The organism is Gluconacetobacter aggeris, assembly GCF_014174395.1.
In the GTDB taxonomy this organism is placed as follows: Bacteria; Pseudomonadota; Alphaproteobacteria; order Acetobacterales; family Acetobacteraceae; genus Gluconacetobacter; species Gluconacetobacter aggeris.
Genome location: NZ_JABEQD010000001.1, coordinates 125,207 through 140,339, shown reverse-complemented (window position 1 = coordinate 140,339; position 15,133 = coordinate 125,207). Strand labels below are relative to the sequence as shown.

The following is a 15,133-nucleotide window of genomic DNA, read 5'->3' as shown; positions in this document are numbered from 1 at the left end:
CGGGATCAGACGGAGTAGTACATCTCGAACTCGGCCGGATGCGGCGTGTGCTCGAACGTGAACACTTCCTGCCACTTCAGGTCGACATAGCTCTCGATCTGGTCCTTGGTGAACACGCCGCCGGCCAGCAGGAACTCATGGTCGGCCGACAGGGCCTCCAGCGCCTCGCGCAGCGATCCGCAGACGGTCGGGATCTGCTTCAGCTCGTCGGGCGGCAGGTCGTACAGATCCTTGTCCATGGCGTCGCCGGGATGGATCTTGTTCTTGATGCCGTCCAGGCCGGCCATCAGCATGGCGGCGAAGGCCAGGTAGGGGTTGGCGGTCGGATCGGGGAAGCGGACCTCGACGCGCTTGGCCTTGGGGCTGGTCGCGTAGGGGATACGACACGAGGCCGAGCGGTTGCGCGCCGAATAGGCCAGCAGCACCGGCGCCTCGAAGCCCGGGATCAGGCGCTTGTAGGAGTTGGTCGAGGGGTTGGTGAAGGCGTTCAGCGCCTTGGCATGCTTGATGATGCCGCCGATGTAATACAGCGCCTGGTCCGACAGGTCGGCATAGCCGTTGCCGGCGAAGACGGGCTTGCCGCCCTTCCAGATCGACTGATGCACATGCATGCCCGAGCCGTTGTCGCCATAGATCGGCTTCGGCATGAAGGTCGCGGACTTGCCGTAGGAATGCGCGACGTTGTGCACGCAGTATTTGTAGATCTGCATGAAGTCGGCGGATTCGACCAGCGTGCTGAACTTCGTCCCCAGCTCGTGCTGCGACTGCGCGACCTCGTGATGGTGCTTTTCGATCGGCAGGCCCATCTCGCCCATCGTGGTCAGCATTTCGGCGCGCAGGTCGGCCTCGCTGTCCACCGGCGGCACGGGGAAGTAGCCACCCTTCACGCCCGGGCGATGGCCCATATTGCCTTCCGGATAATCCTTCAGCGACGCGCCGGGGCCTTCGATGCTGTCGAGCTGGTAGATGCCGAAATTCGGGCCGGTGCCGAACTTGACGTTGTCGAAGATGAAGAACTCGGCTTCCGGACCGAAGAAGGCGGTGTCGCCCAGGCCGGTCGACTTCAGGTAGGCCTCGGCCAGCTTGGCGGTCGAGCGCGGGTCGCGGTTATAGAACTGGCCGGTCGAGGGCTCGATGATGTCGCAGATCAGGATCAGCTGCGGCTTGGCCGAGAACGGGTCCATCACCGCCGTCGTCGGGTCGGGCAGCAGGACCATGTCGCTCTCGTTGATGGCCTTCCAGCCGCCGATCGACGACCCGTCGAACATGAAACCATCGCGGAACGTATCCTGCTCGATGGTCGAGACATGCTGGCAGGTGTGGTGCCACTTGCCGCGCGGGTCGGTGAAGCGCAGGTCCACCAGCTCCACGGAATGTTCCTGGATCAGGCTGAAGACCTTGGCGACAGCCTCAGCGGAAGGGGACGGAAGGGTGGTCGGAGCTGAACTCTGGGCTTTCTTCGCCATCGATATACCTGCCTTGAACTGAAGGTGCCGCATGACACGGCAGTGGAACGGTTACGAAACTAGTGGCCCGTTGTCGATAGGATGACGGGGCCTGCCATCGTCCGCCGGCCTGCGCCTGGCGGAGACGGGATGGGTGGCCGGGGGTCAGACGGCATCGTCGCCGCGTTCCCCGGTGCGGATTCGGATCACGTCCTCGATCGGCATGATGAAGATCTTGCCATCGCCGATGCGCCCGGTGCGGGCGGCAGCCACGATCGTCTCGACCGCGCGATCGACCATGTCGTCGGCGCAGACGATCTCCAGCTTCACCTTGGGCAGGAAATCCACGATGTATTCGGCGCCGCGATACAGCTCGGTATGGCCCTTCTGGCGTCCGAAACCCTTGGCTTCGGTCACCGTGATGCCCATCAGGCCGATTTCGTGCAGCGCGTCCTTCACCTCGTCCAGCTTGAACGGCTTGATGATGGCCTCGATCTTCTTCATGCCCGCGTCGCCACATGCTGGGGCGGTGCCGGGGGCCGGGACCGCGCTGTGCCTGGACGGACCGGTCCGTCCGGCGCGCAAATCGCCTGGCCGACCGCCCGCGACACCGTGGCACGGGTCGCGCCCACAGGCAATCGGAGCGGATTGCAAAATGCCGGGATTTTACGCACATCTGCCCGCGGGCGACCGCAAGGCTGCCCCGCTGCCAGGAAAGAGCGATCATGAAACCGTTGAACAGCATGCTGTCCGGCCTGCCGACGACCATCTTCACCGTGATGTCCGCCCTGGCGGCGCGGCATGATGCGATCAATCTGGGCCAGGGCTTCCCCGATACCGAGGGCCCGGCCGACCTGATCGAGGCCGCCGCCGCCGCCCTGCGCGACGGCCGCAACCAGTATCCGCCCCTGACCGGCGTGCCCGAACTGCGCGAGGCCGTGGCCCGCTCGAACGCCCGATTCTACGGTCTTGCGATCGATCCGGCGAGCGAGGTGATCGTCACCTCCGGCGCCACCGAGGCCCTGGCGTCCTCGCTGATGGCCCTGCTCGATCCGGGCGACGAAATCGTGGTGCTGGAACCGCTCTACGATACTTACGTGCCGATGATCCGCGCGCTGGGCGCGATCCCCCGCCCGGTGCGCCTCACGCCTCCCGACTGGTCGCTGCCCCGCGCGGAGCTGGAGGCGGCCTTCGGGCCGCGCACCAAGGCGATCCTGCTCAATTCGCCGATGAACCCCACCGGCAAGGTCTTCACCTCCGACGAACGCGCGCTCATCGCCGAGCTGGTGGCCCGCCACGATGTCTACGCGATCTGCGACGAGGTCTACGAACATCTCACCTTCGGGGCCTGCCACGTGCCGCTGATGACCCTGCCCGACATGCGCGCGCGCTGCGTGCGCATCGGCAGCGCGGGCAAGAGCTTCTCGTTGACCGGGTGGAAGGTCGGCTACATCACCGCCCCGGCCCCGATCGCCGGCTGCATCGCCAAGGCCCACCAACTCCTCACCTTCACCACGCCCCCCAACCTGCAACGCGCCGTCGCCATGGGGCTGGACAAGGACACCGACTATTTCGCCACCCTGGCGTCCGATATGCGGGCGAAGCGCGACCTGCTGTCCAACGGGCTGCGCGGCGTGGGGTTCGACGTCCTGCCCTGCGACGGCAGCTATTTCGTGGTGGCCGATATCCGCCCCACGGGCTTCGCCGGCGACGACATGGCCTTCTGCCGCGCCATGACCGAGCATTGCCGCGTGACCGCCATCCCGGTCTCGGCCTTCTACAGCACCGGGGACGCGCCGAACCATCTGGTGCGATTCGCCTTCTGCAAGCGCGAAGAGGTGCTGACCGAAGCCGTCGCGCGCCTGCGCGCCGGACTGGCCGATCTGCGCGCCGCATGACCCCTCTGCGGCGGGGAGGGGATTTTTTCATGCCTTCGTGCATGCTGGACGATTGACGGGGCGGAACCAGTTCTCTACATGACAGCCCGCTGTGTGGCGGACGTAGCTCAGTTGGTAGAGCGCCGGTTTGTGGTACCGGTGGTCGCGGGTTCGAGTCCCGTCGTTCGCCCCAGCGATTTCCTGACAGGCGCTCAAGGCAGCCTCGGAAACAACAGCATCTTCGAAAATCACTGATGTGACGAATCGGGGTCAAGGGGTCCGCGACCCCTTGCGGGTCGAGGGCAGAGCCCTCGCCTTCCCAATCAGCGCCCGAACAACCGGCCCAGCCCCTCTTCCAGCCCGATCGGCACCACTCCCAGCTCCCGTTCCATCGGCGCGATCTCGAACGCCTTGTCCTCCAGAAGCCGCCGGATTTCCGCCGTGCCCACGGACGGCAGGCCCGGCACCATCCGCGTGACCCAGGCGGCCGCCATCATCGCCGCCGCCGGCACCGGCAGCACCGGCCGCGGGCGCAGGCCCGACAGGCGCGCCACCATGGCGGCGAAATCCCGATAGGACAGCGCGGTCCCGCCCGCGATCACCAGCGCATGCGGCCCGTCCCACGGCCGCGCCAAGGCGGCCAGCACGCTGCGCGTCACGTCGTCCTGATGGATCGGCTGCACCAGCGCGTGCCCGCCGCCGGGCAGGGGCGTGACCGGCAGCCGGCGCAGCAATGCCGCCAGCCGGCGGACATTGTTCTCGCCCTGCGCGCCATAGATCATGGTGGGGTGCAGGATCACCCCGTTCCGCCCCGATTCCCTCAGCGCGGCCTCGCCGGCCAGCACGCCGTTGCCATGCGCATCGGGCCAGCGGGTGAATTTGCGCGTGCTGCCCAGGCAGACCAGCGTGGCCTCCTCCGGCATCGCCGCCAGCAGGGCCGGCACATGCCGCGCATGCGCGGTGCTGGCCACCCGTGTCGCCCCGGCCAATGCCCGGCGCAGCGCCTCCGGCGGCCCGGTCAGGTCGGCCAGTACCGGCGCGCCCGGCAGGCCGGTGGCCGCCCAGCGCGCGGCGTCGCGCACCACGGGGATGACGGGCACGCCCTGGCCCAGCAGCGCCCGGCACAGCGCCACCCCCGACCGGCCGGAGGCGCCGATGACATGGACCGGCCCATCGCCGGGGGCGGGGGAATGGGTCACGGCGTGCTGATCGACAGGCCCAGCATGCCCGCCGTCGACGGGTCGCCGGCCATCGACAGCGCCACGCCCAGCATCAGCACGCTGATCGGCCGGGGCGGCCGCAGCATCACGCGCAGTCGCTGGTCGGGCTGGGCCAGGAAATGGCCCAGCGCCTGCATCGACGGGTCGGGCGACGTCGCCAGCGCGGCCTGCACCTGCTGGCGGTAGGGTTCGGCGTCGACCTGCCGCGCTCGGGCCAGCCCGTCCAGCACATGGCCGGCCAGCGAGCGGTCCTGCCAGTCGATGGTGGCGGAGACGATCCGCGCCGTCTCGGGCATGTTGGCCGGGTCGTCGACCGGGATCTGGTCCAGATCGGCCAGGATGGTCATGTGGCCCATCTCCGGCGCGTCGATATCCAGCGGATGCAGCGTCATCGTCCCGGCCTGGCGCTGGATGGTGCTGACGGCATGGATACGGCCGGCAAAATGGTCATAGCCGATCACCCGCAGCAGCGACTGGTCCTGCGGCGGGGTGGGCCAGGCCGTCAGGTCGGTGATCGTGGTCTCCAGCTCGTCCTGGCTGGCGCTCGCCTCCTGCTCGGCCTCCAGATGCCCGACGCGCAGCAGCGGGCTGGCGGTATCGATGGTCAGCGCCGACACGTCGAACCGGCGGCGCCCGACCGTATGGATCAGATGTCCCGATTGCAGCAGGCTGGCGATCTGCCCGGCAAAATCCGGCCCGTCGATGCGCAGATGGCCGATCCCGATCCGGCGCGTCGGCGTCAGGCGGATCTGCACCGCCAGGGTGTCGACATCCAGGTGCGAGGTCCGGCCCAGCCCGTAATCGCGGATGGTGGCATGGGCAACGGTCAGGTCGGTCTGCCCGGCCGGCACCGCCACATGCAGGTCCGTCAGTTGCGCCGAATCCAGCGTCAGCGAGTCCAGGCGCGGCGGGGTCGGGGCGCGGAACAGGTCGGGGCCGGTATTGGGCAGCACCAGCCCCTTCAGCACCAGCGACGCGACCGAGGCCGTGGCCCCCGGCTCCATGATCTGCACCTGCCGCAGCGTCAGGGTACCGATATGCTGGCCATCGATCGTATTGCCGGTCACCCGGCCCACGATCGCTTCCGAGGCCGTCAGGCTCAGCGCCGGGTTGCGATAGGTCACGGCCGTCAGCCGCGCCCCGCGCGCCAGGATGCGCGGCGCGGCCGTGGCATAGGTGAAGCTGGCACCCGGCCCGATCGCTGCCCGCAGGTCGGCAATCGCTGATTCCATTTGGCTCTGGGCCAGATGCCGCAGGCCCAACCCTCCCACGACCAAGATGATCAGCAGCAGGATAAGGGCGGAAGTCAGCTTTTTCACGTATGGGTTACCCGTCTATGGCCGGTGCGACAGCTATAACATTCCCATGGGGATGGGCAATCTCCGCATGAAGGCCGGTATGTGGTATGTGGATACCACACGGCTAGTTCCCCGAAAAATCGGCGCAAAACCCGTTTTTGGCTTGACGCGATGCCCGCCTGCGCGGATAACGCGCCACCCGTTACCGCTCCTATCATCAGACGGAACACAAACAGATGAAGACCACCCTCTCGCTGAAGCCCGCAGAGGTGACGCGAGACTGGATCCTGATCGACGCCGAAGGCCTCGTTCTGGGACGTCTCGCCGCCATTATCGCCCAGCGCCTGCGCGGCAAGCACAAGCCGCAGTTCACCCCGCACGTCGATTGCGGCGACAACATCGTCGTGATCAACGCCGAGAAGATCCGCCTGACCGGCAACAAGGTCGGCCAGAAGCTGTTCCACTACCACACCGGCTATCCGGGTGGCATCAAGCAGCGCACCATCACCCAGCGGCTGGAGGGCAAGAACCCCGGCCATGTGGTGGAGAAGGCGGTCGAGCGCATGATCACCCGCGGCCCGCTGCAGCGCGCGCAGATGAAGCACCTGTATGTCTATGCAGGCACCGAGCATCCGCATGCCGGCCAGCAGCCCAAGACGCTCGACGTCGCGGCGCTGAACCGCAAGAACACCCTCAACACCCAGAAGATCGGGGCCTGACACCATGTCCGAAACCCAAGAGCGTACAGGCACGCTGGCCGACCTGAAGGGTGCCGTCGCGGCAGGCCAGGTCGTCTCCACGCAGGAGGCCCCGGTCTACGAAGCCAAGCGCGACGCGCAGGGCCGTTCCTACGCCACCGGCCGCCGCAAGGACGCGGTTGCCCGCGTGTGGATCAAGCCGGGCAAGGGCGACATCACGGTCAACGGCCGTCCGGTCGGCACCTATTTCGCCCGTCCGGTGCTGCGGATGCTGATCACCCAGCCGTTCCTGGTGGCCGACCGCTACAACCAGTTCGACGTCTACTGCACGGTCACGGGCGGCGGTCTGTCCGGCCAGGCCGGCGCGGTCCGTCACGGCATCAGCCGCGCGCTGACGCATTACGAGCCCACGCTGCGCGGCATCCTGAAGGCCGCCGGCTTCCTGACCCGCGACTCGCGCGTTGTCGAGCGCAAGAAGTACGGCCGCGCCAAGGCCCGCCGTTCCTTCCAGTTCAGCAAGCGCTGATTGCCCTTCTGGCCGGCGGCGCGGCAACGCGCCCCGGCCGGCAGGCATCAAACGGGGGATATCCGGCCCATGCGGCCGGGTATCCCCCGTTTTTTTATGCCCGTACCGTCTGTCGGCATGGCAGCTTTCGCCGCGCGGGCGGTAGCCGGTTCGCCCGCCACGCGGTTACGATGATCCTGCAACGCCCTGTCGCATGACACGACCCGCGAGATCATCCATGCTGCGCATCCCCCGCGTCTTCCGGTCGCTGCGGAACGTCAATTACCGGATCTGGGCCGTTGGCGCCTTCGTCTCCAATATCGGCACCTGGGTGCAGCGCACGGCGCAGGACTGGCTGGTCCTGACCGAGCTGACGCATCATGACGCCTCCGCCGTCGGGCTGGTCATGGCCCTTCAGTTCGGGCCGCAGATGCTCCTGCTGCCCTGGACGGGCTTCGCCGCCGATCATTTCAACCAGCGCCGGCTCCTCATGGTCACGCAGGCGGCGATGGGCCTCCTCGCCCTGGCGCTGGGCGTGCTGACGGTCGGCGGCATCGTCCAGCTCTGGCATGTCTACGTCTTCGCCTTCCTGTTCGGCTGCGCCGCCGCGTTCGACGCGCCGGTCCGCCAGACCTTCGTGGCCGAACTGGTGGGGGAGCGGGACCTGCACAACGCGGTGGCGCTCAATTCCACCTCGTTCAACGCCGCCCGCCTGATCGGCCCCGCCGTGTCGGGGCTGGTCATCGCCGCCACCGGCACCGGCTGGGCCTTCCTGATCAACGGGGCCTCCTTCGTGGGGGTCCTGATCTCGCTGGCCACGCTGCGCGTCGCCGCCCTGCGCCCCAATGCCCGCGCCCACCGCAGGAAGGGCAATTTCATCGCGGGGTTCCGCTATGCGTGGGGCCGCCCGGACCTCCGCGCGATCCTGGTCATGCTGTTCCTGATCGGCACATTCGGCCTCAACTTCCCCATCTTCATCTCCACCATGGCCGTCACCGTCTTTCATGCCGGTGCCCGGGGCTATGGTGTCCTGTCCTCCATCATGGCGCTGGGCTCGATGGCAGGCGCCTTTCTCGGCGCCGTCCGCACGGCACCGCGTTTCGAGTCTCTGCTGACCGGCGCCGGCGTCTTCGGGCTCGGCTGCGCGCTGGCCGCCATCGCGCCGGGCTACTGGTCCTTCGCCGCCACCCTCGTCATCATCGGCGTGGCGGCGCTGACCGTCACCAACACCAGCAACAGCCTGGTGCAGCTTTCCACCCCGCCCGAAATGCGCGGCCGGGTCATGGCTCTGCGCGTCGGCGTGGCCCTCGGCGGCACACCGATCGGCGCACCCATCGTCGGCTGGGTCGCCAACAGTTTCGGCCCGCGCTGGGCGCTGGCCGTCGGCGCGACAGCCGGGCTGGCCTCGGCCCTCGTCGCCCTGCTCGCCCTGCTCGCCCTGCCACGGCACGAAACGCGCGCGCCATCCTGAGCGGGCATCCGGTTTTTCAAAACCTGCCGCGCGTTCAGGGGGCGGGGAGTGCCGGTCGCCGCATGATGGACGTCTATACGTTGCTGACACACGTAACCTCGATAACGAAGGCTATCCCTTTGATGGCCCGATGCGCAGCATCGGGACGACCGGACGTTCCTGATTTCTTCCTTCCCAGCGTGCCCGCCCATGCTTCTGTGGCGTTTCGTATGCTGATTGACTATGATTGGATTCGATTAAGACCGGAGGACCCCCATGGGACAAGCACCGGAGACCCGCGTGATTACCGCGCATGTGCCAGCCGCGCTCGCCGAGCAGGTCGATCAGATCGCCCACCGGCTCGAACGCTCGCGGGGCTGGATCGTCAAACAGGCGCTAAGCGCCTATCTGGCGCAGGAAGAAGAACGCGACCGCCTGACCCGTGAAGCCCTCGCGGACGTGGATGCCGGGCGTGTCATCGACCACAGCGCCATGCGGGCCTGGGCCGACAGCCTCTCCACGGACCGGCCTTTGCCCTCGCCCATCGTACGATAAATGGACATCCGATGGACAGACAAAGCGGCGGGTGACGTCACGCGCCTGCATGATTTTCTTGCCTTTCATAATCCGGCGGTGGCGGCGCGAAACGTGCAGGCCCTCATCGCTGCTCCCGAACGTCTGATCGCCTTCCCACGGATCGGCGAAAGCCTGGCGCAATACGATCACCGAGAGGTCCGGCGTCTCCTGATCGGCGACTATGAAGTGCGTTATGAAATCGCCGGGGACAGCATTTACATTCTCCGTATCTGGCACAGCCGCGAGCAACGTCAGGACGACTGAAACCCGTCTTTCATGCGACGGTCTGTCATCCTGTTCCATATAATTCTCGCGGGCTTTTTTGTGCCCCAATCCGGAAAATTAGGGCAATTTGATTCAGGCAAAGATTGAGATGGGCGTATTCGCGCGTAACGCTTAATTTCCCTGCCGACGCCACTCCGAAATCGCCGTAGTTCCATCGCCTGTGGATGAAGCCGGCACCTGGTAACTGAGTCGATCACCTTCCAGCATATAGTCCCGCACCTGCCGCTTTCCTTCCCAATTCGGGAATACCGCACGCTCGACGTCAAAAATGATATGATGATGCACCGTGTCGAGCATGACATGTCCGTAATGCACGCTGTTACGCATCATCGCGTCGCGAAACTCGGCCTCCGTTCCGGTCGCCTTGTTGCCTGATACGAAGTTCATGCCAGGAACACGGTAGATTTCGATGACATAGCGCCCCTCACCGTCGACCATCATGCGACCTTGCGGGTGCTCGCCGAAACCGTGAACCCGGTGTCCGTCAGCATAAAGGGTGTCGGCGGCAGTTAGCTCCCAAGTGCCGGTGAGTGATGGCATGGGTGTGGCTAGCGCACTTCCGGGCAACAGAGACATAGCCAGCAGAACGGCCGAACGACAATGCAGATGCGTTTTCATTCCAAGAATCCTCCAAAAGAAGTTAGTTCGCGGTACGCAGCAGAGCTTTGCCGCTGGTCCGCCGCGCTTCGAGGTCGCGATGAGCCTGCGCCGCGTCGGCAAGCGAGTATTTGCGGGTGATCAGGGGGCGCAGGCTACCGTTGCGAACCCATCCGAACAGGCGATCCACTCGTTCCTGCAAATCGTTCGCCGTGGGAATGAAATCGCCGATCAGAGGGCGCGTCAGAGTGAGCGAGCCGTGTCGCGCCAACAGCATCGGATCGACGGGCGCGACCTTGCCGCTGGCATGGCCATATAGTACAATTGTGCCGCGACGGCGCAGCGATGCCAGACTCGCCGTCCATGTCGCCTGTCCGACAGAATCATAAACGACGTCCACGCCGTCCGGGTACACGCCTCGTACCGCCGCAGCGACGTGCTCGTGATCGTAACGAACGATTTGATGCGCCCCGGCATCGCGGGCCAGAGCAGCCTTCGCGTCCGACGATACAGTCCCGATCACCGCCACGCCCTTCGCGGTCAGCAATTGTGTCAATAACAGCCCGACACCACCGGCGGCCGCATGCACGAGCGCCACATCTCCCGCCCGCGCGCAATAGCTGTCCTCGATTAGATAATGTGCGGTTATGCCCTGCAACAGAAGAGCGGCCGCCACATCGTCCGAAATGTCGTCCGGCACTGCGACAAGCCGGTGATCGGGCACGACGGCCAATTCCGCGTAGGCACCAGGGTATCCGGCCCAGGCCACTCGCGTTCCGACGGAAAACCGTGCCGAGCGTTCGATCACGCCAAAACCTTCCGAGCCTGGTATGAAGGGCAATTGCACCTTCGTCACGCCGCTCCGCTGATAGATCTCCGTGTAATTGAGTCCCGCGTAATACAAGCGGACGAGCGACTGTCCCGCACCCGGTTCCGGAGGCGATACATCTTCGAGAATGAGCGCGTCCGGACCGCCAAATTCATGAACCCGAATGGCACGCATGGAAGTTCTCCGTGTTGACGGAACCGATTCCTACCGCCTATGAACAGTTTCGAATAACGCGTTATTCTGAATTGCCGATGAAGGAAATACGAACGATGGCGCGCATCAATCTTGATATGGACGTGCTGCGTACTTTCGTCACCGCCCGGGATCTCGGCGGCTTCAATCGTGCTGCCGCCCATCTCGGTCGCTCGCAATCCGCTATCAGCCAGCAGATGCGCAAGCTGGAAGATCAGACCGGCCAACCAGTCTTCCAACGCGAGGGACGCGGCACCATCTTGACCGAGCAGGGCGAGCGCCTGCTATCCTATGCGCGGCGAATCCTGGAGCTGAACGACGAAACGCTGGAAGCAGTGAACGGCTTTTCCATTTCGGGCAGCGTACGCTTCGGCCTGCCCGGGGATTTTTCGGAATCCTGGCTGCCGACGCTTCTGGGCATCTTCAAGCGCGCCCACCCCGGCGTGTTGATCGAAGTCTTTGTCGAGCGCAATGGGCTGCTGTTCGAGCAACTGGATCAGGGAGCCTTGGATTTCGTGCTGGCCTTCGGCGGCGGTGGTCGGCCGGATGCCTTACCGCTTGCAATCCTTCCGACGGTCTGGATCGGTCCCTCTCCTGATATAATTCTGGCGTTGACGCCAGAGGCGCCGATCGACCTCGCCCTCTACGGTCATCCATGCCGCTTTCGACGCACCGGACTGGAACTGCTCGACAAGGCGGGAACGCCATGGCGCGTGACTTTTACCAGTCGCAGCCTTCAAGGCTTATGGGCCGCGACAGGTGCGGGATTGGGATTGACCTTCCGTACTCCAGTCGGACTTCCCAATCATTTATCCGTTCTACCGGATCGACCTGGGCTGCCTCGTGGGCCCGGGATTGAAGTTTGCCTGCATGACGGTTGCCGCCCCTTGTCTCCTGCTCGAAAGGCGTTCCGAGACGCCGTCATGGAAGCCACACAGGAACATCTACGCCCGATCCGTCTCTGATCGAGGTGACGGCCTTTATTCAGAGACTCATGACCGCCGAGAGCGCATGGCGGAAACCCGCCATGTCGTTCGCTGATTCAACGGTAATGCGTGATCGCGTCGGCCATATCGGCCAGCTTCGCCCGACCATAATCCCTTGCTGTGCCATCGCAGCCACGAATTCAGCGCCAGGCCGCCTGACATCAAGGAGGAAACAGTTCGAGTCTGACGGAATATAGCCGACACCATGGTCGCGCAAAAACGCGAACGTCTCGTCCCGTGCCAACATATTGGCCTTTTTCCGGGCGGGAACGAGAGCGTTCTGCTGTAAGCTCGCCGTTCCGGCTACCACCGCGTTCATCGACAAGAAGAGTGGACTATCGGGGAATCCATAGGGCAGCAATCGCTCGATGAGATCTGGACGCCCGATCGTGAAGCCCAGCCGCATCCCCGCCATTCCGTATATTTTTGAGAATGTGCGTAACACGATAATATCATGTCCCTGTTCAACTAACGGAATGCAGGACTCTGCGTCGGAAAACTCGATATAAGCCTCGTCGACCAAAACAACGGCATCGCGTGGCTTGTGCTTCAACAGCCATACGATATCCTCGTACGGCGTCAGAGTACCCGTTGGATTGTTGGGATTGCAGATAAAATAGAGACCTGCATGCGGATTGGCCGCGCGCATCGACTTCACATCGTGCGCATAGTCTTGTGTGAGAGGAACCTTATGGACCGGCGCCCTCGTCAGAGGCGCGGATTGGAAGATAAGTTCCCATGAGGGATCGGCCATGACCAACCCTCGCATAGGTCCGGTAAATGCCACGACCGCGCGAAAGGCCGGGTCACTTGATCCGCTCCATGCCTTGATGAAATATGGAGCAATGCCGTAACGTTTCGACGCAGCTTGTCCCAGCAGCGACAATTCATCTCCATGCGGCCAATAATGCTGGAGATGAGGAGTGATGGCGTCTGATACCCGGATGGCTTCGTTGCATGGTCCAGTAGGGCTGGTGTTTTGACTGAGTATCACAGCATATCGCCCCGACGACTGCTGTACACCAGATTCCTTTGCTTGGACGCCAGTTATCAGTCGGGTGGCAAGCAAGGACGTTGCCACTGTCGCCATCCTACTGAGACGCCGACGCGTCGATAAAAACGGACCTGATGCCATCATAGTCTCCACATACATATCGGGAGACTCTGTCATGAAATAATGGAGAAAAATAATTCGTTATGCTGAACGGTCTTTATTGGTTTTCCTGAATATTATAATTTTCCATGCAAAAATCATGCGGTTCGTCCTTCGTCGACCAGTTGCCGGCAAGGCACAAATGCCGCCCTAATAGCGAAATCTGGATGGTCAGCGAGTCATGCCAAAAGGGATTGCGAGAGCACGAATTCGCCCCCGGTAAAATCCACCTCCGGTCGTGACAGCAGGATCGCGAGCTGGATCGGGAGGACCTGCACACCGTACAAATCCTGATGCAGGCAGTTATAATCCTCCGGCCCGCGCTGGGCGCTGGCCGTCGGCGCGGCGGCGGGGCTGGCCTCGGCACTCGTCGCCCTGCCACGGCACGAAATGCGCGCGCCATCCTGAGCCCGCGCGCCCGGTTTCAGACCATCGCTACAGCACAAGCGCCCCGACAGAATCCTTCGCTTTCCGCACGGCATCGGGCGCCAGGGCCGGAATGTTCATGCCCTCGACCCGAACAACCTGCACATCCGCGATGCCGATAAAGCCCAGGATCTGACGCAGATACGGCTCGACGAAATCCCACGGTCGCCACGGCCCCTCCGTAAAGACGCCACCGGACGCGATGACCAGGATCGCCTTCCTCCCCTTGGCCAGACCATCGACACCATCCGGGCCATATCGAAACGTCCGGCCCGGCCGCACGACCAGGTCGATCCAGGCCTTGAGCGCCGATGGAATGCCAAAATTCCACATGGGCGTCGCGATCACCAGCAGATCGGACGCCAGAAGCTCGTCGGTCAATCGGTCGGACAGGCGGGCATGGTCTTCCAACCGTGCCCCTTCCGCCGGGTCCGGCGTCGCAATGGCCCGCAGCGTGGTCCCATCCAGATGCGGCAGATGCACGGCCGCCAGATCCCGCCGCACCAGCCGCGCCGACGGATAAAGATCGCCAAGCCGGGCCGCGAGCGCATCGGCGACCGCCCGGCTGGCCGATTCCTGCCCCCTCGGGCTGATCTCGATCATGAGAACCTGCTTCATGGCCTCACGCCCCCCGCTTCGCCGTCAGCGCGGTCCAGGCCGCGAGCGAGTCCATATAATCGCGCCAATGCACGATCTTGCGGTTTTCGATCCTGATGATCGAGCAGAACCGGTTGTCATATTGCACGCCGCTCGCAAGGATCGTGCCGTGGACTTCATATTCCATGATCAGGACGGCGCCGTCATCCGCCCTGTGTACCACCAGCCGGTCGGCGGACCGCAGCGCGACGGCGCTGACATAGCCCCTGAAGGCCGCCATCAGGTCGGCCCGCCCCGTGATGACGCGCGGCCAGCCGGGCACGTCATAGAGCACTTCATAGATCGTCTCGTCGGTGACGACGTCAAAGAAATGCGCGCCATCGACCAGCACGCCGAGCGCGTTGCGGACGAGATCGAAATAAGGGGCGGCACGTTGGTAGGCTGCGTAATCCCGATCTGGCATCCGGATCTCTCCACGGTTCGCGATGTTGCTTACGGAACGAGAGCTCCATATAGATCGTAAGCCTGTTCAGTATAAGAAGGCACTTTTACATCAGTCACTTACGTCGAGGTAAGTTATGGGAAAGCCAACCCGGACCAAACAGCTCGACCCGGCGGCCATCTGCCGCAGCTCGGACCCGATGGCGGTCCGGGAACTGCTGACGAAGGTGGGCGACAAATGGACGATCTTCATCGTCCTGTCGCTCGACCTCCTGGGCGGCCGCGCCCGGTTTTCCGAGCTGGAACGCGCGGTCCCGGGCATCTCGCAACGGATGCTCTCCTCCACCCTCAAGATGCTCGAACGCGACGGAATGGTCACCCGCGAACTCTTCCCCGAAATCCCCCCGCGCGTCGAATATGAAATGACCGATCTCGGCCGAAGCCTGCTGCGCCCAACGCAGGGGCTGGTCGATTGGGTCAAGGAGAACTGGCAGCAGGTGCGGGACGCGCAGTCACGATACGACGAACGATAACCCCGCGCCCGCCACGACGGTCAGC

Annotated in this window: 18 protein-coding genes and 1 tRNA gene; 9 read left to right on the top strand and 10 right to left on the bottom strand. The window is 64.2% G+C overall.

The window, feature by feature from the left end; all coding sequences use genetic code 11:
* Positions 1–5: 5 nt before the first annotated feature.
* Both glnA and HLH36_RS00670 read right to left on the bottom strand, forming a co-directional pair.
* Entirely contained in the window at positions 6–1,466 is a 1,461-nt protein-coding gene (glnA, locus tag HLH36_RS00675) for a type I glutamate--ammonia ligase (RefSeq protein ID WP_182984603.1), read from the bottom strand.
* A 144-nt stretch (positions 1,467–1,610) separates the two neighbouring features.
* Positions 1,611–1,949, bottom strand: a complete 339-nt coding sequence (locus HLH36_RS00670) for a P-II family nitrogen regulator (RefSeq protein WP_182984602.1) — start codon at positions 1,947–1,949, stop codon at positions 1,611–1,613.
* A gap of 221 nt (positions 1,950–2,170) precedes the next feature.
* Here HLH36_RS00670 and HLH36_RS00665 point away from each other — a divergent pair, with 221 nt between their 5' ends.
* A complete protein-coding gene (locus tag HLH36_RS00665) occupies positions 2,171–3,343 on the top strand; it encodes an aminotransferase (RefSeq protein WP_182984601.1) in 1,173 nt (390 codons plus the stop codon).
* Between the two features lie 96 nt (positions 3,344–3,439).
* A tRNA-His gene (locus tag HLH36_RS00660) sits at positions 3,440–3,515 on the top strand.
* A 130-nt stretch (positions 3,516–3,645) separates the two neighbouring features.
* Here HLH36_RS00660 and HLH36_RS00655 read toward each other — a convergent pair.
* Both HLH36_RS00655 and HLH36_RS00650 read right to left on the bottom strand, forming a co-directional pair.
* Positions 3,646–4,521, bottom strand: coding sequence for an NAD(P)H-binding protein (locus HLH36_RS00655; RefSeq protein WP_182984600.1), 876 nt, complete (start codon positions 4,519–4,521; stop codon positions 3,646–3,648).
* Positions 4,518–5,861: a hypothetical protein gene (locus HLH36_RS00650; protein WP_182984599.1), complete on the bottom strand. Its 1,344-nt coding sequence runs from the start codon at positions 5,859–5,861 to the stop codon at positions 4,518–4,520. The genes HLH36_RS00655 and HLH36_RS00650 overlap by 4 nt, the downstream gene beginning before the upstream one ends.
* A gap of 215 nt (positions 5,862–6,076) precedes the next feature.
* On the opposite strand from HLH36_RS00650, the gene rplM reads away from it, so the two are divergent.
* The 5 genes from rplM to HLH36_RS00625 all read left to right on the top strand — a co-directional run bounded on the left by rplM (position 6,077) and on the right by HLH36_RS00625 (position 9,333).
* A complete protein-coding gene (rplM, locus tag HLH36_RS00645) occupies positions 6,077–6,559 on the top strand; it encodes a 50S ribosomal protein L13 (protein WP_182984598.1) in 483 nt (160 codons plus the stop codon).
* 4 nt (positions 6,560–6,563) lie between these two features.
* Positions 6,564–7,064 (top strand): 30S ribosomal protein S9, encoded by a 501-nt coding sequence (rpsI, locus tag HLH36_RS00640; RefSeq protein ID WP_182984597.1) that lies wholly within the window; start codon positions 6,564–6,566, stop codon positions 7,062–7,064.
* A 217-nt stretch (positions 7,065–7,281) separates the two neighbouring features.
* Positions 7,282–8,514: an MFS transporter gene (locus HLH36_RS00635; protein ID WP_182984596.1), complete on the top strand. Its 1,233-nt coding sequence runs from the start codon at positions 7,282–7,284 to the stop codon at positions 8,512–8,514.
* A 255-nt stretch (positions 8,515–8,769) separates the two neighbouring features.
* Positions 8,770–9,048, top strand: coding sequence for a CopG family ribbon-helix-helix protein (locus HLH36_RS00630; protein ID WP_182984595.1), 279 nt, complete (start codon positions 8,770–8,772; stop codon positions 9,046–9,048).
* Entirely contained in the window at positions 9,049–9,333 is a 285-nt protein-coding gene (locus HLH36_RS00625; RefSeq protein ID WP_182984594.1) for a type II toxin-antitoxin system RelE/ParE family toxin, read from the top strand.
* A 132-nt stretch (positions 9,334–9,465) separates the two neighbouring features.
* Here the strand turns inward: HLH36_RS00625 and HLH36_RS00620 are convergent, their stop codons facing one another.
* Both HLH36_RS00620 and HLH36_RS00615 read right to left on the bottom strand, forming a co-directional pair.
* Positions 9,466–9,972, bottom strand: coding sequence for a lipocalin-like domain-containing protein (locus tag HLH36_RS00620; protein ID WP_182984593.1), 507 nt, complete (start codon positions 9,970–9,972; stop codon positions 9,466–9,468).
* Positions 9,973–9,994: 22 nt separating this feature from the next.
* Complete coding sequence (locus HLH36_RS00615; RefSeq protein ID WP_182984592.1) at positions 9,995–10,954, bottom strand: quinone oxidoreductase family protein; 960 nt, start codon at positions 10,952–10,954, stop codon at positions 9,995–9,997.
* An 11-nt stretch (positions 10,955–10,965) separates the two neighbouring features.
* On the opposite strand from HLH36_RS00615, the gene HLH36_RS00610 reads away from it, so the two are divergent.
* Positions 10,966–11,937 carry a LysR family transcriptional regulator gene (locus HLH36_RS00610; RefSeq protein WP_220792648.1) on the top strand — a complete coding sequence of 324 codons (972 nt, stop codon included), beginning with the start codon at positions 10,966–10,968 and terminating at the stop codon, positions 11,935–11,937.
* 19 nt (positions 11,938–11,956) lie between these two features.
* On the opposite strand, the gene HLH36_RS00605 is transcribed toward HLH36_RS00610, so the two are convergent.
* The 4 genes from HLH36_RS00605 to HLH36_RS00590 form a co-directional block, all read right to left on the bottom strand.
* Positions 11,957–12,844 carry an aminotransferase class I/II-fold pyridoxal phosphate-dependent enzyme gene (locus HLH36_RS00605; RefSeq protein WP_182984591.1) on the bottom strand — a complete coding sequence of 296 codons (888 nt, stop codon included), beginning with the start codon at positions 12,842–12,844 and terminating at the stop codon, positions 11,957–11,959.
* A 446-nt stretch (positions 12,845–13,290) separates the two neighbouring features.
* Positions 13,291–13,557 carry a 2OG-Fe(II) oxygenase gene (locus HLH36_RS00600; RefSeq protein ID WP_246376259.1) on the bottom strand — a complete coding sequence of 89 codons (267 nt, stop codon included), beginning with the start codon at positions 13,555–13,557 and terminating at the stop codon, positions 13,291–13,293.
* Positions 13,547–14,155 (bottom strand): FMN-dependent NADH-azoreductase, encoded by a 609-nt coding sequence (locus HLH36_RS00595; protein ID WP_182984589.1) that lies wholly within the window; start codon positions 14,153–14,155, stop codon positions 13,547–13,549. The genes HLH36_RS00600 and HLH36_RS00595 overlap by 11 nt, the downstream gene beginning before the upstream one ends.
* Before the next feature lie 4 nt (positions 14,156–14,159).
* Positions 14,160–14,597, bottom strand: coding sequence for a nuclear transport factor 2 family protein (locus tag HLH36_RS00590; protein WP_182984588.1), 438 nt, complete (start codon positions 14,595–14,597; stop codon positions 14,160–14,162).
* 115 nt (positions 14,598–14,712) lie between these two features.
* On the opposite strand from HLH36_RS00590, the gene HLH36_RS00585 reads away from it, so the two are divergent.
* Positions 14,713–15,108, top strand: a complete 396-nt coding sequence (locus HLH36_RS00585; RefSeq protein WP_182984587.1) for a winged helix-turn-helix transcriptional regulator — start codon at positions 14,713–14,715, stop codon at positions 15,106–15,108.
* Positions 15,109–15,133: the final 25 nt, after the last annotated feature.